The sequence below is a fragment of the Zobellia uliginosa genome (assembly GCF_018860745.1).
Taxonomy (GTDB): domain Bacteria; phylum Bacteroidota; class Bacteroidia; order Flavobacteriales; family Flavobacteriaceae; genus Zobellia; species Zobellia uliginosa_B.
Genome location: NZ_JAHKPY010000002.1, coordinates 1 through 22773 on the forward strand (window position 1 = coordinate 1; position 22773 = coordinate 22773).

Below are 22773 nucleotides of genomic sequence, written 5' to 3' on the forward strand. Positions count from 1 at the left end.
TGTCGCCCAAGTCATGGCAACTACTAATGACGGTGGATTCATGGATAATGTTTCAATCACTGTAAAGAAGCCTTTAAATGAAGTAGGTAGATGGAGCGAACCCATACCTTTTGGAATAGTTCCTGTAGCAGTTGCTAACCTTCCAGACGGGAAATTAGTCGCATGGTCCTCAAAGTATAAGGATTATTTTGGCGGTGCTGATGGTTTCACGTATACAGAAATATTTGACCCTTTTGTAGGGGAGAACGGAATGCCTATGGGAGAGAAGCTTACCACAACTAATCATGATATGTTTTGTCCAGGAATAAATAACTTACCTAATGGTATGATATTAGTTACTGGCGGCTCGTCTAACTCAAAGGCTACATTGTATGATTATACCTCGGATACATGGATAGCGACCGATAATATGAATATTGGCAGAGGATATCATGGAGGTGTCACTCTTTCGGATGGTTCTGCAATGGTTATTGGAGGGTCCTGGAGTGGGGGCTTGGCACCGAGTGGAGAGAAAATTGCTGAAATTTGGAGAAAGGAAACAGGTTGGAAGATTCTTACTGGATTAAGAAGTGATATTTTGTTTAACTCTAATGATTTAGCTTTTGAAGAAGAAGGGGTCTATAGGGCAGATAATCACTCATGGCTATGGGCAGCACCAAATGGTAAGGTATTTCATGCTGGTCCCGGTGAAGAGATGAACTGGATAGATGTATCAGGAAATGGTTCGTTTACCAACATTGGTAAGAGAGGTAATGATACATATTCCATGAAAGGAAATACAGTAATGTTCGATATCGGAAAAATTCTTAAAGTTGGAGGTGCCACATCTTATGCGAGTGGAGATTTGGCTAAAGATAATTCTTTTATTATCGATATTAATGATGAAAACAATGTTACGGTTACATCCACATTAAATAATCTTCAATTTAGCCGTACCATGCAAAATAGTGTGGTTCTTCCTAATGGTGAAGTTTTAGTAACCGGTGGATTAAATACAGCAAGAGTTTTTACAGATGAAGGAGCTAGATTAAATGGGGAAATGTATAGTCCAATTTCCAATACATGGCGCACAGTTGCCGGGATGAAAGTGCCCAGAACTTATCATAGTGTTTCAATTTTACAGGCAGATGGAAGGGTTTTTGTAGCTGGAGGAGGACTTTGTGTAACATGTTCAAACCATTTGGATGCGGAAATATATAGCCCACCTTATCTCTTTGATTCTAATGGGGCGTTGGCTGAAAGGCCTACTATTGATGCACCCTTTAAAGTTGACTATAATAGTATCATGGCGGTGACCGGAAGTTCTGATATTCAAGAGTTCAGTTTTATCAGATTATCTTCTTCTACCCATAGTACAAATAATGAACAAAGAAGAATTCCTTTAAGTTTTACAGGGAATGGAGCCTATAATTTAAGCATACCCGATAGAAATCTTTTACCACCTGGATATTACATGCTATTTGGTATAAATGCAAATGGTGTGCCCTCTGTGTCTAAATCGGTTTTGGTTGGAGTACCTACAATTCTAGTTTCAGGAGTTATCGTTTCGCCGGCATCTTTAAGTATGGAATCAGGCTCAACTCAATTAATAACTGCAAATGTTGCGCCATCTAATGCAGACAATAAAAATTTAACATGGTCCTCAAATGACCCATCTATTGCTACAGTTGATGAACATGGACTTGTGACTGCTATTTCATCGGGCACGGCAATTATAACAGTTACGACAGAGGATGGCGGTTATTCCGTAAGGAGCAATATTATAATTGACGGTGAATGTACGTTATCTAATGTGGCTCTTGGTGGAACTGCAATTCAATCAAATACATATGGGGGTGGATTGGCATCATATGCTATTGACGGTAATATTCAAGGTAGCTCAGCATCTTATGCTGGTGCAGATCTTCAACATACAATCAGGGAAGATAACCCATGGTGGGAATTAGACTTGGGATCAGATTATATTATAGATAGTTTAAAGATTTATAATAGAAGTAATGGATTTCATTCGCGATTAAAGAATTTTTATGTTTTTATTTCTGATGTTCCATTTCCTTCAGTATCTACAATTGAAGGTTTAAAAGCTAATACAAATATATTTCAATATTTTTTTGAAGGGTCTGCTTCTGAACTTGAGACAATACCTTTAAAGACTAATGGGCGATTCATTCGAATTCAGGTTGAGGGGAATGGAATATTACATATGGCCGAGGTTGAAGCTATAGGGTGTTTTATTGGCAGCAGTGATTGTGTTGATGTATTACCTGCTGAGATAAGTCCTGCTGGTCCTTTTCGTGATTATCAGGAAGAACAGGCATTACAGGCTATACCAGAAGGAGGAACATGGTCAGGGGCAGTAACTGTAGATGGTATTTTTAATCCAAGGAATGGACCTGGTACTTACACGGTAAGGTATAACTTTCAAGATGAGGAAGGTTGTATTAGCTCAGACGTAAAAAATATTTTAGTCAAAGCATCTTGTGATGGTGTTGCTCCGATTGCAATTAATGCTTCAGGCCCGTTCTTAACATCAAATTCGGTTCAGACCTTGGTTGCTAACCCAGTGGGTGGGACATGGTCCGGAGCTAGTAGTGACGGTACATTCGATCCAGGTGTAGGTCCTGGAACATATTCGGTCACCTATACATATGACAACGGCGAGGGTTGTGTTCAGACTGAAACCATAGAATTGACTGTAAATGCTTTGGACTCCAACTGTGAATTGACGAATGTGGCAGCATTAGGTACGGCCCTTCAGTCGAGCACTTACGGGGATGGTTCGGCCTTCTTTGCCATTGACGGGAACCAGGAAGGAACTACGGCGTCCTACAACAAAGCGGACCTTCAGCACACCGAAAGGGAGGACTACCCATGGTGGGAGCTTGACCTTGGGTCCGATTATCTACTTGAAAACCTTGTGATATACAATCGGAGCGATTCCAACCAATCTCGGCTCCAGAACTTCTATGTATTCGTTTCACAATCTCCCTTCCCTGATGGGTCGAGCCTAGAGGAACTTCGGGACAATGGCGAGGTAACCGAATATTATTTCGGAGGTGCCGCCGGAGCACAGGAGGTCATACCTTTGAATAGCGAGGGTCGATATGTTAGGATAGAGCTATCCGGGAACGGTATATTACATATGGCGGAAGTGGAGATAATGGGGTGTTACCTTGGAGGTCTACCATGTGATGGTATCGATCAGGTCCTGATATCAGATTTGGGTCCGATTGATTATACAGATTCGGTTCGGACCTTGGTTGCTAACCCAGTGGGTGGGACATGGTCCGGAGCTAGTAGTGACGGCACATTCGATCCGGGGGTAGGTCCTGGAACGTATTCGGTCACCTATACATATGACAACGGTGGGGGATGTGTTCAGACTGATAGCATGGAAATAGAAGTTGGTTTTTCCTGTGAATTGACGAATGTGGCAACATTAGGTACGGCCCTTCAGTCGAGCACTTACGGGGATGGTTCGGCCTTCTTTGCCATTGACGGGAACCAGGAAGGAACTACGGCGTCCTACAACAAAGCGGACCTTCAGCACACCGAAAGGGAGGACTACCCATGGTGGGAGCTTGACCTTGGGTCCGATTATCTACTTGAAAACCTTGTGATATACAATCGGAGCGATTCCAACCAATCTCGGCTCCAGAACTTCTATGTATTCGTTTCACAATCTCCCTTCCCTGATGGGTCGAGTCTAGAGGAACTTCGGGACAATGGCGAGGTAACCGAATATTATTTCGGAGGTGCCGCCGGAGCACAGGAGGTCATACCTTTGAATAGCGAGGGTCGATATGTTAGGATAGAGTTATCCGGGAACGGTATATTACATATGGCGGAAGTGGAGATAATGGGGTGTTCTGTGATAAATGAAGCAACTACTCTTAGAGCCTCTATTGAAAACGCTGATTCAGTATCAACACTTAATGTCATTCTATTGGCTCCAAACCCGGTGTCTACTGAAATTAGAATTATGGGGGTTTCCAAAGAAATGATTTCCTCAGTTATTATTTTTGATATGGAGGGTAGGCAAGTTTTAAATGCAGAAAACACCCAAAATGGTTATAGCAATAATGTACAAATTATAGATGTTTCAAAGTTTGTTAAAGGAGTATATCAATTGAATGTAACGTTGATAAATGGTGAAATACACACCAAACCGTTTTTAAAAAAATAATTTGAACATAGATTTTAAAACAACGGAGCTCCTAAAAAGGGGCTCCGTTAGTTTTATAAGATTTATTATTTCTGGTTTTGATGAAAATCATTATCATATTAAAGCCTCTATGGCTTTAAGGATTGAACAAGTTTTTATAGTTAGGATTGTTGTATGGCATAAGAATTGCCAATTAAGCATCGATAGAAAAGGCGTTATACTTGCTTTTAGTAATGATAACAGCGCTTTTAAGGAATATGATGTTAATTGATAACTAAGCGTTCTGTCATTAAAATGACAGAATGACCGCAAATGATACTATGGGAGATCCTAAATTCACGAATTTTGACAATATGTCGCTACAGGCCATTGATGAGGATGCAGAGCTGATACCCCTTTTGACTGCAGAGGATGAGGAAGCAATGAATAATGAGGCTTTGCCTGAAACACTTCCAATATTGCCTTTACGTAACACTGTGTTATTTCCTGGGGTAGTAATTCCTATTACAGCGGGCAGGGATTCGTCCATCAATTTAATAAAAGATGCGAATAATGGGTCTAAGGTTATTGGTGTTGTATCCCAAAAGGATAAGGATACGGAAAATCCAACGGTAAACGACATAAATGTCTTGGGAACGGTAGCCCGTATTTTAAGAGTACTAAAAATGCCAGATGGTAATACTACTGTTATTCTTCAGGGTAAAAAACGTTTTGAAGTAGCGGAAATGCTTACGGAGGAACCCTATATGACTGCAACGGTTAGGGATACCAATGAAGAGAGGCCCAATCCAACTGAGCCGGAGTTTTTAGCTATTATTGAGTCTATTAAAGATTTGGCACTTAAAATTATTAGGGATAATCCAAATATACCAAGTGAAGCTTCTTTTGCAATTAAGAACATTCAGAGCAATTCGTTCTTGATCAACTTTGTTTCGTCTAATCTTAATCTTGGTGTAAAGGAAAAGCAGGAACTATTGGAGATTAATAATCTTCAAGAACGTGCGTTGGCTACTTTAAAACATATGAATCTTGAACTTCAGAAATTGGAGTTGAAGAATGATATACAGTCCAAGGTTCGTAATGATATGGACCAACAGCAGCGCGAGTATTTCTTGCATCAGCAAATGAAAACCATTCAGGAAGAATTGGGCGGTGTTTCTCATGATGACGAGATTTTTGAAATGCGAAAGAGGGCTAAAAAGAAAAAATGGGACGATAAGGTCAAGGAGCATTTTGATAAAGAATTGGCCAAAATGCAGAGGATGAATCCGCAAGTGGCGGAGTATTCTATCCAAAGAAATTATTTAGACCTTTTTCTGGATTTGCCTTGGAACGAGTTTTCTAAAGATAAATTCGATTTAAAAAGAGCCCAGAAAATTCTAGATCGTGATCACTATGGTCTTGAAGATGTAAAGCGCCGCATTATTGAATATTTAGCGGTACTTAAGCTTAGAAACGATATGAAATCACCTATTCTATGTCTTTATGGACCTCCAGGGGTAGGTAAGACATCATTGGGTAAATCCGTAGCTGAAGCGCTTGGGCGCGAATATGTAAGGATATCTTTAGGTGGTTTAAGAGATGAAGCTGAAATACGCGGACACCGAAAAACGTACATAGGCGCTATGCCGGGTAGAATTGTTCAGAGTTTGAAAAAGGCGGGGACTTCTAACCCTGTTTTTATCTTGGATGAAATAGATAAATTATCAAGTAGCCATCAAGGTGATCCCTCTTCTGCCATGTTGGAGGTTCTTGACCCAGAACAGAACAGTGAATTTTATGACAACTTTTTAGAGATGGGATATGACCTTTCCAAGGTTATGTTTATCGCAACAGCCAATAATCTAAGTACAATTCAGCCAGCGCTTCGTGACCGTATGGAGATTATTAATGTTACCGGGTATACTATAGAGGAAAAAGTTGAGATTGCTAAAAGACACTTGCTACCAAAGCAGTTAAAAGAACATGGTCTTACTAGCAAAGATTTAACTATAGGGAAGCCTCAGTTAGAGAAAATCGTAGAAGGGTATACACGTGAATCCGGAGTTCGTTCTTTGGAGAAGCAGATAGCTAAAATGGTACGTTATGCGGCCAAAAATATCGCAACGGAAGAAGAATATGAGGTTAAGGTAACCAATGATGTGGTCGTAAAAGTTCTTGGACCTGCCAGATTGGAGCGGGATAAATATGAGAACAATGATGTAGCCGGAGTTGTTACCGGTCTTGCATGGACAAGTGTGGGAGGGGATATTCTTTTTATTGAGTCGATCTTATCTAAAGGAAAAGGTAGTTTAAATATCACCGGAAACTTGGGTAAGGTAATGAAAGAATCGGCTACCATTGCTATGGAATACATAAAGTCCAATGCGGAGCGTTTTGGTATAAACGCAGAAGTATTCGATAAATATAATGTTCATATTCACGTACCGGAAGGTGCTACTCCAAAAGATGGTCCAAGTGCAGGTATAACTATGTTGACTTCCTTAGTTTCCTTGTTTACGCAAAGGAAAGTGAAGAAGAGTTTGGCTATGACCGGCGAGATAACTTTAAGAGGTAAGGTACTACCTGTAGGAGGAATCAAAGAGAAAATACTTGCGGCTAAAAGGGCTAGAATAAAAGAATTGATTCTTTGTAAAGATAATGAAAGAGATATTTTAGAGATAAAAAAAGAGTATCTTAAGGGTCTTAAATTTCATTATGTTACAGACATGCATGAAGTTATAGATATTGCCCTAACATCCCAAAAAGTTAAGAACGCTAAAAAACTCTAATGTCTAAGATTACGATTGCCATAGATGGATTTTCTTCTACAGGAAAAAGTACCTTGGCCAAGCAACTAGCCAAAGAACTAAACTATGTTTACGTAGATACAGGTGCCATGTACCGGGCAATAACGTTATTTGCTATGCGCAATAATTTTATTGGCAGCGGAGAAGAGCGTTTGGAAGATTTGGTAAAACTGTTGCCCAGAATAAAATTAAAATTCGTTCCCAATCCCAAACTGGGTTTTGCAGAAATGTACTTGAACGATGAAAACGTTGAAAAACAAATACGCACTATGCAAGTTTCCAAATACGTAAGCAGAATAGCCGAGTTGGAACAGGTACGTTACATGTTGGTAGAGATGCAAAAGACTATGGGCAAGGAAAAGGGCATTGTTATGGACGGCAGGGATATTGGTACCGTAGTTTTTCCCGATGCCGAGCTTAAGATTTTTATGACTGCATCTCCACAAGCAAGGGCTACGCGCAGATATAAAGAGTTGTTGGATAGGGGGGAGGAAGTCTCTTATGAGGATGTGCTGGAAAATGTGCAGAAGCGAGATTTTATAGATTCCCACCGCGAATTTTCTCCATTGCGTAAAGCGGATAATGCCATAGAGTTCGATAATAGTGATATGGGGCTGAAGGAGCAATTTGAACGGCTACTTAGTATAGCCGATCGCTGTATTGAGAAAGTATAAAAAAACGTGCCAGAAATTAATCTGGCACGTTTTTTATTTGTTTTCGGTTCTTCTTAGATATTAGGGATAACAAGAACTTGATCAGGGTGTATAACATCTGGGTTAGTCAATACACCTGTGTTAGCAGAAAAAATCTGCTTATACTTCATTGGATCTCCGTAGTATTGTTTCGCTATTTTACTTAAAGATTCGCCGCTTTTAACTGTATGTCTTGCGTATACTGAAGAATCTTCTACCGTGATATTCGCTTTAATGTCTGAGGGACTTTCGCCACCCAATTGCTTGATCTTGTCCCAAAGCAAGTTTTTTTCATATGGGGTTCCGGCTTCACCTTTAATTTTCAGCACACCGTTATCTTCGGAAACATCTCCGTTTTTTATACCCAATTGTTCACCAAGATTCAAAACTTCTTGATATTTTGCTTTAACGCTCATACTTAATACTTTTTAATGGTTAATATTCTTGTCCTAAGATAACGATAAAACCACCATTTTACGTATAAAATAACATAAAAAAAGGTACACAGGCATATGCTGTAAGGAGAAGGTTGGTAAACTAATAAAAAAGATGTATTTTTGCACTCCTTTTTTACAAATTCATCAAGAGCGAAAAGGAAAGATAAAAAATTGACATATAACAACTTCTGCGGTCATTGTTTAACTCTTGTGCCATCGTAGAATACAAATTAAGATCAGCAATGGCTGAAGAAAAAACAACAGCTCAGGTAGAGGAAACTGCTGCCGAGGTTAAACAAGAAGTAAAAGAACAAGCTCCTAAGCAAGACCCAAAAGAATTTTTGGAAAACTTTAATTGGGAGAAGTATGAAGAAGGTATTGAAAAAGTAGAGGACTCTAAATTAGAGGAATTCGAAAAATTAGTAGCTGAAAACTTTGTAGATACTGCTGATGAAGAGGTAGTAGAAGGTAAAGTGGTCTATTTAACAGACCGTGAAGCGATCATAGATATCAATGCTAAGTCTGAAGGTGTTATTTCATTGAACGAATTCCGTTATAATCCTAACTTAAAAGTAGGTGATAAGGTTGAAGTTCTTATTGACATCCGTGAAGATAAAAGTGGTCAATTGGTTCTTTCTCACAGAAAGGCTAGAACTATTATGGCTTGGGACCGTGTTAATGCTGCCCACGATAAAGAAGAAATTGTTAGTGGTTTCGTTAAGTGTAGAACTAAAGGTGGTATGATCGTAGATGTTTTTGGCATCGAAGCTTTCTTGCCAGGTTCTCAAATTGATGTGAAGCCTATTCGTGATTACGATCAGTATGTTGGTAAAACAATGGAATTCAAAGTGGTTAAAATAAACCATGAGTTCAAAAACGTTGTAGTATCTCACAAAGCGTTGATCGAAGCGGATATCGAAGAACAGAAAAAAGAAATCATCAGCCAATTAGAGAAAGGACAAGTGTTAGAAGGTGTTGTGAAAAACATTACTTCTTACGGTGTGTTTGTTGATCTTGGTGGTGTAGATGGTTTGGTACACATTACCGATCTTTCTTGGAGCCGTATCAACCACCCGAACGAGGTTGTAGAATTGGATCAGAAAATCAACGTTGTTATACTTGACTTTGATGAGAACAAATCTAGAATACAGTTGGGTATGAAGCAATTGGAGAAACATCCTTGGGATGCCTTGAGCGACGAAATCAAAATTGGAGACAAAGTAAAAGGTAAAGTAGTTGTAATCGCAGATTACGGTGCATTTATCGAAGTTGTTGAAGGTGTTGAAGGTTTGATCCACGTTTCTGAAATGTCTTGGTCTACGCACTTGCGTTCAGCTCAGGATTTCGTAAAAGTTGGTGATGAAGTAGAAGCTGTTGTGTTGACATTGGATCGTGAAGATCGTAAAATGTCTCTTGGTATCAAGCAATTGACTCCAGACCCATGGACAGATATTACTACTAAATACCCTGTTGGTTCTAAACATTCAGGTATCGTTAGAAACTTTACCAACTTTGGTGTCTTTGTTGAGATGGAAGAAGGTATTGACGGTCTTATCTATATCTCTGACCTTTCTTGGACTAAGAAAATCAAGCACCCATCTGAGTTTGTTTCCGTAGGAGATAAAATGGAAGTTGAAGTGTTAGAATTGGATGTTGAAGGTCGTAAGCTTAGCTTAGGTCACAAACAAACTACTGAGAACCCTTGGGATAAATACGAAGCTGAATTTGCTGTAGATACTATCCATAAAGCGGCTATTACCGATATCGTTGATAAAGGTGCTACCATAGACTTTAATGAAGATATTACTGCATTTGTTCCGCAACGTCATTTAGAGAAAGAAGATGGTAAGAAATTAGGCAAAGGAGACGAAGCTGAATTTAAGATCATTGAATTCAATAAAGATTTCAAGCGTGTTGTTGCAAGTCACACTGCTATTTTCCGTGAGGAAGAGCAACGTAACGTAAAAGCACAACAGAAGAAAGCTGCTGCATCTGCAGACGAGGCTAAACCTACATTAGGTGATGCTAACGAAGCACTTCAAGCTTTGAAAGATAAGATGGAAGGTAAGAAGTAAACCTAATATCTATTCATATAAAAATCCCCATAGCCATTGGTTATGGGGATTTTTTTGTTCAAACCTATCGTACATAATGGGTTTATACAGATTAGGTAGGTACTTTCCATGAAAACGGAATACATTTAGAATGGCGCTTTTTTTCTAAGTAGAATTCCCTACTTTTGTGAAGCTAAACCATTATTGCAGTATGAGCCAAAAGGTACTTCTTTCTGAAAAGGAAATAAACATCATACTCCATCGTTTGGCATGTCAACTCCTCGAGAATCATCTAGATTTTAAAAATACCGTACTTATAGGCATTCAGCCAAGAGGCACTTTTGTTGCTGATAGATTAACAAAAATCTTGAAAGAGGAATATGGCGTAAAGGAAATTAAACTAGGATTTCTAGACATCACCTTTTATAGAGATGACTTCAGAAGAGGAGATAAAACCTTGGAAGCTACCAAAACCAAAATAGATTTTTTAATTGAGGACAAGAAAGTAGTTCTAATAGATGATGTACTCTATACGGGCCGCAGTATCCGGTCTGCCTTAACGGCAATACAATCTTTTGGTAGACCTTCTGAAATAGAGTTGCTTGCATTAATAGATAGACGTTTTAGTAGACATTTGCCTATACAACCCAATTACCGTGGGAGACAAGTTGATGCTATAAACGATGAAAAGGTGAAGGTTCTTTGGAAGGAAAATGACGGTGAGGACGTGATATATTTGATAAATAAATAACAATGGCGGAACTGAGTGTAGAACACTTATTAGGAATCAAATACTTAAATGAGAATGATATTCAGCTCATTTTTGAGACCGCTGATCATTTTAAGGAAGTTATCAATCGCTCCATTAAAAAGGTTCCTTCTCTACGCGATATAACAATTGCTAATATTTTCTTTGAAAACAGTACGCGAACAAAACTTTCCTTTGAGCTGGCGGAGAAGAGGCTATCGGCAGATGTTATAAATTTTTCAGCGGGGCAATCATCCGTAAAGAAGGGTGAGACATTAATTGATACGGTAAACAATATCTTATCTATGAAAGTGGATATGGTGGTTATGCGCCATCCTAATCCTGGGGCGGGAATATTTTTATCCAAACATGTTAATGCATCTATTGTAAATGCGGGAGATGGTGCGCATGAGCATCCTACACAGGCGTTATTGGATTCTTACTCAATTAGGGAAAAGTTAGGTGATGTAGCAGGTAAAAATGTGGTAATCGTGGGTGATATTCTTCACTCTCGTGTAGCGCTGTCCAATATTTTCGCATTAAAATTGCAAGGAGCAAATGTAAAAGTCTGTGGCCCAAAAACGTTGATGCCAAAACATATTGAATCCTTAGGGGTAACCGTAGAGACAGATTTAAGAAAAGCACTAAATTGGTGTGATGTGGCGAATATGTTGCGTATTCAGAACGAGAGACTGGATATTAGCTATTTCCCTACTACACGTGAGTATACCCAACAGTTTGGGGTCAACAAGAAATTATTGAATAGTTTAGATAAAGAGATAGTAATTATGCACCCTGGACCAATAAACAGAGGTGTGGAAATTACCAGTGATGTGGCAGATTCAAAACAGTCCATCATATTAAATCAAGTAGAAAATGGTGTTGCCATTCGTATGGCAGTAATTTATTTATTAGCTTCAAAAATAAAATAATAAAAGTATGATTTTCGATTCAGACGGTTCTACAACTATCGTTTCTCAAGAAAATACAACGCTTTCTATTTTCTTGAAAAACTTAAATGACGCTTACCCTAAAATAAAGAATGACAATATTGTCATAAACCTCTTTTCCTTTTCAAAATTAAAGGCAGATGATGTTCTTGAGTTTTTGCAACTATCGGATTTGCATAAAAAAGCAAAGAAATCGTTTGTTTTGGTAACCAATAAAGTATCTTATGATGAGGTGCCGGATGCTATAATAGTTGTGCCTACAATTCAAGAAGCACAGGATGTAATTGAAATGGAAGAAATTGAACGAGATTTAGATTTATGAGTAACTATCACCTATCTCAAGTTAACATTGCTAAAATGTTAGCCCCTATAGACAGTCCGGTAATGGCTGATTTTGTTAAAGATTTAGATCGTATAAATGCCATTGCAGATAAAAGTACAGGGTTTATTTGGAGATTACAAGGGGATGAGAACAATGCAACAGCACTACGTGTTTTTGAAGATGATTTCTTAATAATAAACATGTCGGTTTGGGAATCTAAAGAAGCATTGTTTAATTTTACATATGCTTCCCAGCATGCAGGGGTAATGAAAAGAAAGAAAGAATGGTTTCATAAAATGTCTGACATGCATATGTGTCTGTGGTATACAAAAGAAGGACATGAACCTACACCTGAAGAAGCAAAAGAGCGTCTTAGATACCTAAATGATTATGGAGAATCTCCTTATGCATTTAGTTTTAAAGGGCAATTTACAGCAGAGGATGCTTTAATATATACGCCCAAGAATTAGAGAAATGAAACTTCAGATTCTAGGTTGCTACGCAGCAACACCGCGAACAATGACCAACCCAACTTCTCAGGTGTTGGAGATTAAGAACCATATGTTTTTAATTGATTGTGGCGAAGGAACACAAGTGCAATTGCGTAAGCACAAGATTAAGTTTTCTCGCATTAACCATATTTTTATTTCACATCTTCATGGGGACCACTTTTTTGGATTACCAGGTCTTATCTCTACATTCAGATTATTGGGAAGGGAAAAAGAACTTTATGTCTACGGTCCTAAAGGCATTAAGGAAGCAATTACACTTTTATTGAAGCTTGGCGACTCGTGGACGAATTATCCTTTGCACTTTCATGAACTGACCAATAGGGAGCCTGAAATAATATTTGAGGACGATAAGATGGTCGTGGAAACTATTCGGTTAAATCACAGGGTATACACTAACGGTTTCCTGTTTAAAGAGAAGCCGGGCGAGCGAAAGCTTAATGTAGAAGCTGTAGAAAAATATAAGGTTGATAGAGCTTACTATCAGAATATAAAAAATGGAAAGGATGTTATTATGGATGATGGTACCATTATTTCTAACGCAAAACTAAGTTCTGACCCGCCTCAACCCAAAAGTTACGCCTATTGCAGTGATACAGGTTACAAACCGGATATTGTAGGTCAAATTAAAGATGCTACTGCGTTATATCACGAAGCTACATTTCTGGAAACCGAGGCACATTTGGCCGTCAAGACTAAACACTCTACAGCTAAGGAGGCTGCTGCTATTGCCAAAGCAGCTGAGGTTGGTAAGCTTATATTAGGTCATTATTCTACCCGTTATAAATCAATTGAACTTTTTAAGGAAGAAGCATTGGAAATATTTCCTAATGTAGTTCTTGCCGATGATGGTAAGTTTTTTGAGTTTTAGTCAGCTTCTTACTTTTTCATTAGCAATCTTTTGCTGAACTTTGATAGGAGAGACCGTATCAAAAAAAAGCTATGCAAAAAGATTTAGGAGATTACCGTAAATCATATGAAAAAAGTGCCTTGATGGAAGATTCTATTTCAGATAATCCAATGGAGTTGTTTCAGAAGTGGTTTTATGAAACAGAAGCTTCAGATGGGGTAGACGAGCCCAATGCCATGACAGTGTCTACTGTTGGTCTGGATGGCTTTCCTAAAAGTAGGGTAGTGCTTTTAAAAAAGTTTACGCACGAAGGTTTTATTTTTTATACCAACTACAATAGTGAAAAAGGGCGGGCTATTGCAGCTAATCCCAATGTATGTGTTTCCTTTTTTTGGCCGAATATGGAGAGGCAAATCATAATAAAGGGCAAAGCGGAAAGAATACCCGAAAATTTATCGGATGGCTATTTTGAATCACGCCCGGATGGCAGTAAGCTTGGGGCTATAGTTTCTGAACAAAGCTCGGTTATCGAATCAAGGGAAGAGTTGGAAGACAAGTTAAAAAACCTTGAGGTTGAGTACCAAGATAAAGAGATAACAAGACCTGAGCATTGGGGTGGGTATATCGTTAAACCAATATCAATTGAGTTTTGGCAAGGTAGACCAAATCGTTTACATGATCGCATCCGGTATTCCTTAATAGATGAATTGGATTGGAAAATGGAGCGTTTAGCACCTTAACCCTATTACTTCGGCCACTCAAAATATTTTTAAAACTTTAAATTTTGGTTAAATGAAAACATTGATAATGGTCAGACACGGAAAATCTTCTTGGGATTATTCTGTGAGTGATAGAGATCGTCCACTACAAGAAAGAGGTGTTAATGATGCGCTTTTGGTCTCGTCAGAATTCAATTCGCAAGCTCAAAACATAGCTGCTGTTTTCTCAAGTCCTGCAAATAGGGCGTTGCATACTTGTATGATTTTTTCCAGACAATTAAACATCCCACTATCATCCGTAGAGATTAAAGATGAGCTGTATGATTTTTCGGGAGAATCAGTGTTTGAGTTCATATCAAATCTTGATGACTCCTTGGATTCGGTGATGATTTTTGGGCATAACCATGCTTTTACACATGTTGCCAATTCTTTGGGAAATACCTATATTGACAACGTTTCTACCAGTGGGCTCGTGCATTTAAAATTCAATGTTGATAACTGGAGTTTGGTAAAAAAAGGAATCACAGAACAAACAATTTTCCCGAAAGACTTAAGATAAATGATAAAGACAAGACCAAAATACATAAATAGAGAAATTAGTTGGCTACGTTTTAACGAAAGAGTGCTTCAAGAATGCGAGGATGAAAATGTACCGTTAATTGAACGTCTTCGTTTTTTAGGTATTTTTTCAAATAATCTTGATGAGTTCTTTAAGGTGCGTTATGCCACGGTGAAACGTATTTTTGAAGCCGGGAAATCTGGTAAAAGTGTTTTGGGAGGAGAAAAGGCAAAAGATTTACTGGTTGAAATTACCAAGTTTGTTATAGAGCAGCAACGTAAAAGTGTTGAGATTCTTAAGAAAATTGAAAACGAACTTGAGGAGCAAGACGTATACCTTCTGAATGAAACAGAACTTTCTGAAGCTCAAGGAAAATTCGTTAAAAAATATTTTGTACAAAAAGTAAGTCCACAGCTCATGACCATTATCTTAAATGATTTGGCAGAGTTTCCAATGCTAAAGGATACCGCAGCTTATCTAGCGGTAAAAATGGTTTTACAGAGTGATGATCGCACCAAGAGTACATTTGAGAAGAAAGAAAAGCGTTACGCGCTTATTGAGATTCCTAAGGGTATTGACAGGTTTGTGGTTTTACCAAAAGAGGGAGATAAAAACTATGTTATTATTTTAGATGATATAATTCGCTATTGTATGGATAGCGTTTTCCCAATGTTCGATTATAAGAGCATATCTTCTCATATGATCAAGATTACCAGGGATGCTGAGCTGGATATAGATAATGATTTGAGTAAGAGTTTTATAGAGAAAATTTATTCTAGTGTTGAGCACAGAAAAATTAGTGATCCGGTACGTTTTGTATATGATAAAAACATAGAAACGGATACGTTAGACTTTCTGAAAGAAAAAATGGGTATTGAAGACGCAGATAGTGTCATACCCGGTGGTAGATACCATAATAAAAGGGATTACATGGGCTTTCCTAGTTTAGGGAGAGAGGATCTTATGTATGATAAAATTGCTCCGCTACCGGTAAAAGGCCTTAGTCTTGAGGGGAGTTTGTTAGAGCAAATTGCTGAAAAAGATTATTTGCAGTATACCCCTTATCACACGTTTTCTTATGTGTTGAAGTTTTTAAGGGAAGCTGCTCTTGACCCTAAGGTAAAAGCAATTAAAATAACGGTTTATCGCCTAGCTAATGATTCTCAGGTTGCCGCATGTCTTTCAAACGCTGTAAAAAATGGGAAACAGGTGACATTGCAAATTGAGCTACGTGCCCGTTTTGATGAACAGGCTAATATTAGATATGCCGAAGAACTGCAAGCAGAAGGGGTAAAACTTATTTTTGGCGTTCCCGGTCTAAAAGTGCACAGTAAGATTTGTATGATAGAGCGCGAAGAAAATGGAATTTTAAAGCGTTATGGTTTTATAAGTACTGGTAACTTCAATGAATCAACTGCAAGAATATATACGGATTATACCTTGTTCACTGCTAATGAGCCTATATTAAAGGAGTTAAACAAGGTTTTTGATTTTTTTGAAACTACCTATAAAATTAATAAGTACAAGCATTTAATAGTATCTCCTCATTATACAAAATCCTTCTTTACAAAACTTATAGATAAAGAAATTATAAATGCCGAGGCGGGTAAACAAGCTTTCATAAAGATAAAAATGAACAGTTTTACTTCGTACAAGATGATTGATAAATTGTACGAAGCCAGTAACGCTGGGGTAAAGATTCAACTAATTGTTCGTGGTATTTGTTGCTTGATTCCTGGAATTGAAGGAATGAGCGAAAATATTGAAGCAATCAGTATAGTAGATAAGTTTTTGGAGCATCCGCGTATGTTTATATTTTGTAATGATGGTGATACTAGAGTGTTTATTTCTTCAGCGGATTTTATGACCCGTAATCTCGAGAACAGAGTTGAGGTGGGTTGCCCTATTTATGACGAAGATGTCAAAAAAGAATTGATCGATACGTATGAGATTTCATGGAACGATAATGTGAAAGCCCGGGTTTTCAATGAGGCACAGGATAACGCTTATCGTGTAAATGATAAGCCTAAGTTACGTTCACAATTTGCTACGTATGATTATTATCTAGATAAATTGGGTTCTAATATTCCTACTACGGAGTAAAGAGTAGTTTACGTTTCAAGTTTTAGGTATTATTTGATTTTACCTAAAGCTTGATTTTTTATCCATGAATACTTTCTTTATTACTTAGGTCTTTCATTATTTCTGCCTCAAAATCTAAGAGTGACTGCCATTTTCTGTCTACTTCCTCGCGGTCTCCATATTGTCTTGCAAATTTTAAGAACATGGTATAATGTCCTGCTTCGCTTACCATAAGTTTATGGTAGAAATCGGCAAGTTCTTTATCTTCCAATTCTTCGGAAAGCAATCTAAAGCGTTCGCAGCTCCGAGCTTCGATTAATGCAGCATATAAAAGACGATGCACCAACTGGGTAGTACGGCTTCCGCCTTTGGGAAAGAACTTTATTAATTGAAGAACATATTCGTCTTTTCTGTCACGTCCCAAACTCTGACCTCTTGCTGTAATCCGGTCATGCACCATTTTAAAATGGGCCATTTCCTCTCGCGAAAGTGCAATCATTTCTTCCACCAACTCAGTATATTCCGGAAAACTTATGATCAAGGATATAGCCGTGCTTGCTGCTTTTTGCTCGCAATACGCATGATCGGTCAAAATTTCATCTATATTTTTCTCAACAATATTTACCCATCTTGGGTCAGTTGGTAGCTTTAAACCTAGCATAATTCAATTTTTCGTAAAATTAGCAAGAATCTTTGTAAACTATAACTTGAATTTAGCATCTTAAATATCATGTTATCCCAAAGAATAATTAGTTTTGTAGATAGTTGTTTTTTATAATGCCGAAAGGTGAAAGAAAACAGGGTTGTTACCACTTATCAAGAAACCCGAAAAACAGAATATGGAATTAACCAAATTAGACCAAGAACTTCAGACTTTATTAAGCAGTAATTTAGACCCTGATACAGATTCATGGTTGCATTCAAAACTAGAACAAATAATTAGTTCAAGTTCTACAAAAGATCTGTACATGACGTATAGCCTATTGGCTAGTAAAATAGATTCAGACACTATTCTGAATTTAAGTCCTGATACAGATGAAGTAACCGAGTATTTGCTTAAACAGAATGCTACCGTACTTCAAATAGCCCGCATTTATCTTTTATTGAAGGTGTTGAAGGCAGATGGTGATTTTTTCGTACCTAAAGTGGCTAACCTTATTCAAGTAGCAGATATCGGAGAGCTGGAAACCTTCTTAAAATTTCTGATTCTGTTACCCGATTCCGAAAATTATAAGCAGACTGCAGTTGAGGCTTTACGAACGAATATTTCCACCATATTTAAAGCCATAAGTATGCAGAATCCATATCCCGCAAAATATTTTAATGATCAACAATGGAACCAAATGTTCCTTAAAGCTGCTTTTATGCAGTTAGATCTTTCTGCCATTTTAAGTATTGATGAGCGAGCGAATAAGGATTTAACACGAATTATATCTGATTACGCACATGAAAGGTGGGCGGCATCCAGAGAAATAGAGCCTTTGTTTTGGCGGCCTGTGGCAGCATTTTTAGATGAAACCTTGTTGAAAGATATGGAGTGCTTGTTCGCAAGTGATAATCTTGTTGAAAATAAAGTAGCGGCACTGTGTTGTTATAATTCTAAAGAGCCAAAAGCCAAAGAGTTATTGGCCCAACACCCAAATTTAAAGGCTCAAGTAACGAATAAAGAAATTACCTGGAAAAATATAAAAGCTTAATATGGAAGATAAAATGATGATAATAGATCCGCATGTACACATGTCATCTAGAACTACGGACGATTATGAAGCGATGGCCGCGGCCGGAGTTGTTGCGGTAATAGAGCCTTCTTTTTGGATGGGACAGCCAAGGACTCAGGTAGGTTCTTTTCAAGATTATTACAGCAGTTTAGTAGGTTGGGAGCCGTTTAGAGCTAGTCAGTTTGGTATTCAGCATTATTGTACCATCGGTTTAAATTCCAAAGAAGCAAATAATGAGGCTTTAGCGGAACAGGTTATTGAGCTTTTACCTCTATACCTGCACAAACAGAATGTGGTGGCCATAGGTGAGATAGGTTATGATGATCAAACTCCGGCAGAGGATAAATACTTCCGTATGCAGCTAGAAATGGCCAAGGAATTGGATATGGTGGTTCAGGTGCACACACCACATCGTGATAAAAAGGCTGGTACGCTTAAAAGTATGGAAGTTTGTCTGGAACACGGCCTAGACCCTGCAAAGGTAGTTATTGACCACAATAACGAAGAAACCGTAAAAGAGGTTTTGGACAAAGGTTTTATTGCTGCATTTACCATCTACCCAAAAACAAAAATGGGTAATGAGCGTATGGTTGAAGTGGTTAAAAAGTTTGGAAGTACTAATATTATTGTAGATAGTTCTGCGGATTGGGGCGTTAGTGACCCTTTGGCCGTGCCAAAAACAGCAAATCTTATGCTGAAAAGAGGTATTGCAAAAGAGGACGTTGTAAAAACCTGTTACCAAAATGCATTGGATATTTTTGGTTCTAACGGCAAAATGAAAGAGGAGCATTGGTTGAAATCCAAAGGAGTAAATCAAGCTCAACTTTTTAATGACAACAGTGTTTTAAGAGGACAAGAACCCAGAGTAGATTCTGATCAGATTACATAATGAATTCCACATTTCTTGGATATGCGCGATTGGCAAGACCTGCTAACTTACCAACTGCCGCCGCCGATATTTTGGCCGGTGTAGCTATTGGAGGTGTTTTTGCAAGCGGTGTAACATCAGATTTTTTAGGTTCAGTGTTGTTTACGCATATCTTGTGCCTTATGTTTTCATCCGTTTTTTTATATGCGGGCGGGGTAATCCTTAATGATGTTTTCGACTTTAAAATAGATCAAGTAGAACGGCCAGAACGGCCTATCCCTAGCGGAGTTGTGCCGATAGCGGCTGCAACGCTATATGGTTCAATTACTTTGGTTATCGGAATTCTGTTGGCCTTTTTGGTATCGAGTATTTCAGGTGGTGTTGCCTTTGCGCTTGCTATGGCTATACTTTTATATGACGGCATTGCCAAAAAGTATGATTTTTTTGGTCCTTTGAGTATGGGTTTGTGTAGAGGGATAAACCTCCTATTGGGAATGTCCATTTTAGGAGATTTCAATTACTGGTTTATGGCCATTATCCCTATTGTGTATATCTTCGCTATTACATTGATTAGTAGGGGGGAAGTGCATGGTGAAAACAAAAACCACATCGTGCTGGCAGGTGTACTTTATGGTATGGTGATTTTGGCCGTTGCATCTATAGCATTTTTATATACGGATGACCTAATATTTTCGTTATTGTTTCTAGTAGTGTTTGCGTTCACGGTGTTAAGACCTTTGGTCAAAGCCCATTCCGTAAACTCTCCTGAGAATATTAAAAAAGCGGTTATGGCAGGAGTTATATCGCTTATATTGCTAGATGCATCTGTAGCTGTTGCATTTTCAGATTGGTGGTATGGTTTGATAATACTGGCCTTATTGCCTATTTCTAAGGGCCTGTCTAAATTATTTGCCGTTACTTAAGGTCAATTGTATTGGCGTTCAAAATAAATTCGATGTTTAAAACAATAGAACAGAAATTTGAGGTTTCATATCAATATGGCCTCCACTTTACCGAAAACTTGTTCGGTATAAAAAACACCTTGTTCAGGGATGTTATCAAAGCTTATAAGAATGAGCCTGTAAAATTACTCTTTGTGATTGATGATGGTGTGGCCGAGGCTCACCCGGAATTAATACAAAACATTAAAACCTACTGTCTGCAATACCAAGAGAATCTGTTGCATACTAAAAGTATGGTCGTTCAAGGTGGTGAGACTTGTAAAAATGATGAGAGTCAGGTTGAGGCTATTCTAAAAGCGGTTAGTGAATACGCTATTTGCAGGCATTCTTTTGTAGTTGTAATTGGCGGCGGTGCGGTTATTGATATGGCAGGTTATGCCGCGGCAATTGCCCATAGAGGTGTAAAACTAATACGTATACCAACAACGGTATTATCTCAGGATGATTCTGCGGTAGGGGTTAAGAATAGTGTGAATGCCTTTGGGAAGAAGAATTTTATTGGAACTTTCGCTCCTCCGTTCGCTATAATTAATGATACGGATTTTTTAAAAACCTTGGAGCAGCGCGATTGGATATCCGGTATTTCGGAAGCTCTAAAAGTAGCACTGATTAAAGATGATGTCTTTTTTGAATATTTGGAAAAAAACGCTCATTTATTAAGAGAGAGAAATATGGAAGCTATGCAGTACACCATCTATAGGTGTGCCGAAATGCATATGCATCATATAGCACAGGGTGGAGACCCGTTTGAGAGTGGTTCTTCCAGACCATTGGATTTTGGACATTGGGCAGCCCATAAATTAGAATATATGACCAATTATGCACTGCGTCATGGTGAAGCGGTTGCAAAAGGAATTGTTCTAGATGTTGCCTATGCTCATTTAGTCGGTTTGATAAATGAGTCCGATTTAAATCGTGTAGTGCAGGTTTTTCAGAATATAGGTTTTGATTTGAGTTTTCCGTTATCTTCTGAGAAAGAAGTAAACGAGTTGCTGAATGGAATAGAAGAATTTCGGGAGCACTTAGGTGGGGAACTCACGATAACGTTAATTTCTGATATTGGCGTAAAATATGATGTTCACGAAATTGATAGGGGAACCATGAAAAATGCATTGGACTTGGTAAACGAAATTTCAAAACTTAAAGTAAAATAGCTTGCGCATAGATAAAAATTTTCAACTTACATATTGTACCAATATCCACCCAGGATTTGATTGGAAGACCACTTTTGATAGTCTAAAGAATCACGTTCCGCAGATTAAGCAAAAAGTAGCTCCCAGCAAGCCTTTCGGTTTGGGGTTGCGTTTATCCAATAAAGCGAGTGAGGAACTTGCTTTGGATTCGAATCTTGCTGAATTTCAACAATGGCTGAGTGAAAACGAGGTATATGTTTTTACCATGAACGGTTTTCCGTATGGTAATTTTCACAACGAACGCGTTAAGGATGATGTGCATGCGCCAGATTGGACCGCGCAGGAAAGGTTGACATATACTAGGCGTATGTTCGATCAGTTAGCGGCTTTGCTTCCTGAAGGTAATACGGGTGGAATTTCAACGTCTCCAGTAAGCTATAAATATTGGCATGCTACAGAAGAAGCGACTAAAACAGCTTTTGAAACGGGAGCAAAAAATATGCTCGAAGTTGCCACCCATCTACATAAAATAGAACAAGAAACCGGAAAATATCTACATTTGGATATAGAGCCGGAGCCTGATGGTATGTTGGAGAATAGTGATGAGGTTCTTCAATTTTTCGCTGATTATTTATTGCCTATTGGTGTTGCCCTAATAGGTGAAAAATTAGGGTTGGATGCTGAAGCTGCAAAGAAATTGATTCACCGTTACCTTACCGTGTGCTATGATATTTGCCATTTTTCATTAGCTTACGAAGAGCCAACGGACACTTTTGAAAAATTGGAAAAAGCGGGAATTGCAATAGGGAAAATTCAAGTGAGTGCTGCTTTAAAAATTCTTTCAAATCCGTCAGGGAATGATGAAATTTGGGAAGCTTTGGCACTTTTTGATGAGCCTACCTATTTACACCAAGTAACTGAAAAGGTGAGTGGTAAGGTAAAAACCTATAATGATTTGCCTATTGTTCTTGAACATAAAAGGGAATTTGAAGAATTACGCGCACATTTTCACGTGCCTATTTTTTTAGAACGTTTTGGAGCTTTGAATTCTACCCAAGACCATATTCTAAAAGTGATGAAATATTTAAAGGAACACCCTGTTTCCGAACATTTGGAAATTGAGACCTACACTTGGGATGTTCTCCCATCTGCTTTAAAGAGAGACCTTTCCGAGTCTATTATAAGGGAGATTGATTGGTTTGTAGATAAGTTTTAG

Annotated in this window: 19 protein-coding genes; 17 read left to right on the plus strand and 2 right to left on the minus strand. The window is 38.3% G+C overall.

From position 1 onward, the window contains the following. Positions 1–13: 13 nt before the first annotated feature. From KO521_RS00685 to cmk, 3 genes are all read left to right on the plus strand, one after another. Positions 14–4186 carry a galactose-binding domain-containing protein gene (locus KO521_RS00685; RefSeq protein WP_215938006.1) on the plus strand — a complete coding sequence of 1391 codons (4173 nt, stop codon included), beginning with the start codon at positions 14–16 and terminating at the stop codon, positions 4184–4186. Positions 4187–4485: 299 nt separating this feature from the next. Next, entirely contained in the window at positions 4486–6936 is a 2451-nt protein-coding gene (lon, locus tag KO521_RS00690; protein WP_215938557.1) for an endopeptidase La, read from the plus strand. Next, on the plus strand, positions 6936–7628 hold the full coding sequence (gene cmk, locus KO521_RS00695; RefSeq protein ID WP_215938007.1) for a (d)CMP kinase: 693 nt from the start codon (positions 6936–6938) through the stop codon (positions 7626–7628). Before lon ends, cmk begins: the two co-directional genes overlap by 1 nt. A 53-nt stretch (positions 7629–7681) precedes the next feature. On the opposite strand, the gene KO521_RS00700 is transcribed toward cmk, so the two are convergent. Continuing rightward, a complete protein-coding gene (locus KO521_RS00700) occupies positions 7682–8062 on the minus strand; it encodes a LysM peptidoglycan-binding domain-containing protein (RefSeq protein WP_215938008.1) in 381 nt (126 codons plus the stop codon). A 263-nt stretch (positions 8063–8325) separates the two neighbouring features. Here KO521_RS00700 and rpsA point away from each other — a divergent pair, with 263 nt between their 5' ends. From rpsA to ppk1, 9 genes are all read left to right on the plus strand, one after another. Beyond that, the gene (gene rpsA / locus KO521_RS00705; RefSeq protein WP_215938009.1) at positions 8326–10158 is read left to right on the plus strand and encodes a 30S ribosomal protein S1; all 1833 of its coding nucleotides are present in this window, start codon (positions 8326–8328) and stop codon (positions 10156–10158) included. A 190-nt stretch (positions 10159–10348) separates the two neighbouring features. Further along, the gene (gene pyrR / locus KO521_RS00710; protein ID WP_215938010.1) at positions 10349–10888 is read left to right on the plus strand and encodes a bifunctional pyr operon transcriptional regulator/uracil phosphoribosyltransferase PyrR; all 540 of its coding nucleotides are present in this window, start codon (positions 10349–10351) and stop codon (positions 10886–10888) included. Between the two features lie 2 nt (positions 10889–10890). Then, the gene (locus KO521_RS00715) at positions 10891–11817 is read left to right on the plus strand and encodes an aspartate carbamoyltransferase catalytic subunit (protein ID WP_215938011.1); all 927 of its coding nucleotides are present in this window, start codon (positions 10891–10893) and stop codon (positions 11815–11817) included. Between the two features lie 7 nt (positions 11818–11824). Further along, complete coding sequence (locus KO521_RS00720; protein WP_215938012.1) at positions 11825–12157, plus strand: ribonuclease Z; 333 nt, start codon at positions 11825–11827, stop codon at positions 12155–12157. After that, entirely contained in the window at positions 12154–12627 is a 474-nt protein-coding gene (locus tag KO521_RS00725) for a DUF3291 domain-containing protein (protein ID WP_215938013.1), read from the plus strand. The genes KO521_RS00720 and KO521_RS00725 overlap by 4 nt, the downstream gene beginning before the upstream one ends. 4 nt (positions 12628–12631) lie before the next feature. After that, positions 12632–13537, plus strand: coding sequence for a ribonuclease Z (locus KO521_RS00730; protein ID WP_215938014.1), 906 nt, complete (start codon positions 12632–12634; stop codon positions 13535–13537). Positions 13538–13608: 71 nt separating this feature from the next. After that, the gene (gene pdxH, locus KO521_RS00735; protein WP_215938015.1) at positions 13609–14256 is read left to right on the plus strand and encodes a pyridoxamine 5'-phosphate oxidase; all 648 of its coding nucleotides are present in this window, start codon (positions 13609–13611) and stop codon (positions 14254–14256) included. A 52-nt stretch (positions 14257–14308) separates the two neighbouring features. After that, positions 14309–14794 carry a SixA phosphatase family protein gene (locus KO521_RS00740; RefSeq protein ID WP_215938016.1) on the plus strand — a complete coding sequence of 162 codons (486 nt, stop codon included), beginning with the start codon at positions 14309–14311 and terminating at the stop codon, positions 14792–14794. Next, positions 14795–16897, plus strand: a complete 2103-nt coding sequence (gene ppk1 / locus KO521_RS00745; protein WP_215938017.1) for a polyphosphate kinase 1 — start codon at positions 14795–14797, stop codon at positions 16895–16897. Between the two features lie 58 nt (positions 16898–16955). On the opposite strand, the gene KO521_RS00750 is transcribed toward ppk1, so the two are convergent. Further along, positions 16956–17537, minus strand: a complete 582-nt coding sequence (locus tag KO521_RS00750; protein WP_215938018.1) for a tRNA-(ms[2]io[6]A)-hydroxylase — start codon at positions 17535–17537, stop codon at positions 16956–16958. A 178-nt stretch (positions 17538–17715) separates the two neighbouring features. Here KO521_RS00750 and KO521_RS00755 point away from each other — a divergent pair, with 178 nt between their 5' ends. From KO521_RS00755 to eboE, 5 genes are read left to right on the plus strand one after another with little or no spacing between them, the layout of a single operon-like run. Beyond that, the gene (locus KO521_RS00755; protein ID WP_215938019.1) at positions 17716–18573 is read left to right on the plus strand and encodes an EboA domain-containing protein; all 858 of its coding nucleotides are present in this window, start codon (positions 17716–17718) and stop codon (positions 18571–18573) included. Position 18574: 1 nt separating this feature from the next. After that, positions 18575–19483: a TatD family hydrolase gene (locus tag KO521_RS00760; protein WP_215938020.1), complete on the plus strand. Its 909-nt coding sequence runs from the start codon at positions 18575–18577 to the stop codon at positions 19481–19483. Then, the gene (gene eboC, locus KO521_RS00765) at positions 19483–20385 is read left to right on the plus strand and encodes a UbiA-like protein EboC (RefSeq protein ID WP_215938021.1); all 903 of its coding nucleotides are present in this window, start codon (positions 19483–19485) and stop codon (positions 20383–20385) included. Before KO521_RS00760 ends, eboC begins: the two co-directional genes overlap by 1 nt. Before the next feature lie 32 nt (positions 20386–20417). Then, positions 20418–21578 carry a 3-dehydroquinate synthase gene (locus KO521_RS00770; RefSeq protein WP_215938022.1) on the plus strand — a complete coding sequence of 387 codons (1161 nt, stop codon included), beginning with the start codon at positions 20418–20420 and terminating at the stop codon, positions 21576–21578. Between the two features lies 1 nt (position 21579). Beyond that, entirely contained in the window at positions 21580–22773 is a 1194-nt protein-coding gene (eboE, locus tag KO521_RS00775) for a metabolite traffic protein EboE (RefSeq protein WP_215938023.1), read from the plus strand.

Coding starts and splice junctions, on each gene's coding strand:
- rpsA (WP_215938009.1), top strand. CDS start 8,326: ATGGCTGAAGAAAAAACAACAGCTCAGGTAGAGGAAACTGCTGCCGAG.
- ppk1 (WP_215938017.1), top strand. CDS start 14,795: ATGATAAAGACAAGACCAAAATACATAAATAGAGAAATTAGTTGGCTA.
- KO521_RS00715 (WP_215938011.1), top strand. CDS start 10,891: ATGGCGGAACTGAGTGTAGAACACTTATTAGGAATCAAATACTTAAAT.
- KO521_RS00770 (WP_215938022.1), top strand. CDS start 20,418: ATGTTTAAAACAATAGAACAGAAATTTGAGGTTTCATATCAATATGGC.
- cmk (WP_215938007.1), top strand. CDS start 6,936: ATGTCTAAGATTACGATTGCCATAGATGGATTTTCTTCTACAGGAAAA.
- pyrR (WP_215938010.1), top strand. CDS start 10,349: ATGAGCCAAAAGGTACTTCTTTCTGAAAAGGAAATAAACATCATACTC.
- KO521_RS00760 (WP_215938020.1), top strand. CDS start 18,575: ATGGAAGATAAAATGATGATAATAGATCCGCATGTACACATGTCATCT.
- KO521_RS00750 (WP_215938018.1), bottom strand. CDS start 17,537: ATGCTAGGTTTAAAGCTACCAACTGACCCAAGATGGGTAAATATTGTT.
- KO521_RS00740 (WP_215938016.1), top strand. CDS start 14,309: ATGAAAACATTGATAATGGTCAGACACGGAAAATCTTCTTGGGATTAT.
- KO521_RS00685 (WP_215938006.1), top strand. CDS start 14: ATGGCAACTACTAATGACGGTGGATTCATGGATAATGTTTCAATCACT.
- KO521_RS00725 (WP_215938013.1), top strand. CDS start 12,154: ATGAGTAACTATCACCTATCTCAAGTTAACATTGCTAAAATGTTAGCC.
- pdxH (WP_215938015.1), top strand. CDS start 13,609: ATGCAAAAAGATTTAGGAGATTACCGTAAATCATATGAAAAAAGTGCC.
- KO521_RS00720 (WP_215938012.1), top strand. CDS start 11,825: ATGATTTTCGATTCAGACGGTTCTACAACTATCGTTTCTCAAGAAAAT.
- KO521_RS00700 (WP_215938008.1), bottom strand. CDS start 8,062: ATGAGCGTTAAAGCAAAATATCAAGAAGTTTTGAATCTTGGTGAACAA.
- KO521_RS00730 (WP_215938014.1), top strand. CDS start 12,632: ATGAAACTTCAGATTCTAGGTTGCTACGCAGCAACACCGCGAACAATG.
- eboC (WP_215938021.1), top strand. CDS start 19,483: ATGAATTCCACATTTCTTGGATATGCGCGATTGGCAAGACCTGCTAAC.
- lon (WP_215938557.1), top strand. CDS start 4,486: ATGGGAGATCCTAAATTCACGAATTTTGACAATATGTCGCTACAGGCC.
- KO521_RS00755 (WP_215938019.1), top strand. CDS start 17,716: ATGGAATTAACCAAATTAGACCAAGAACTTCAGACTTTATTAAGCAGT.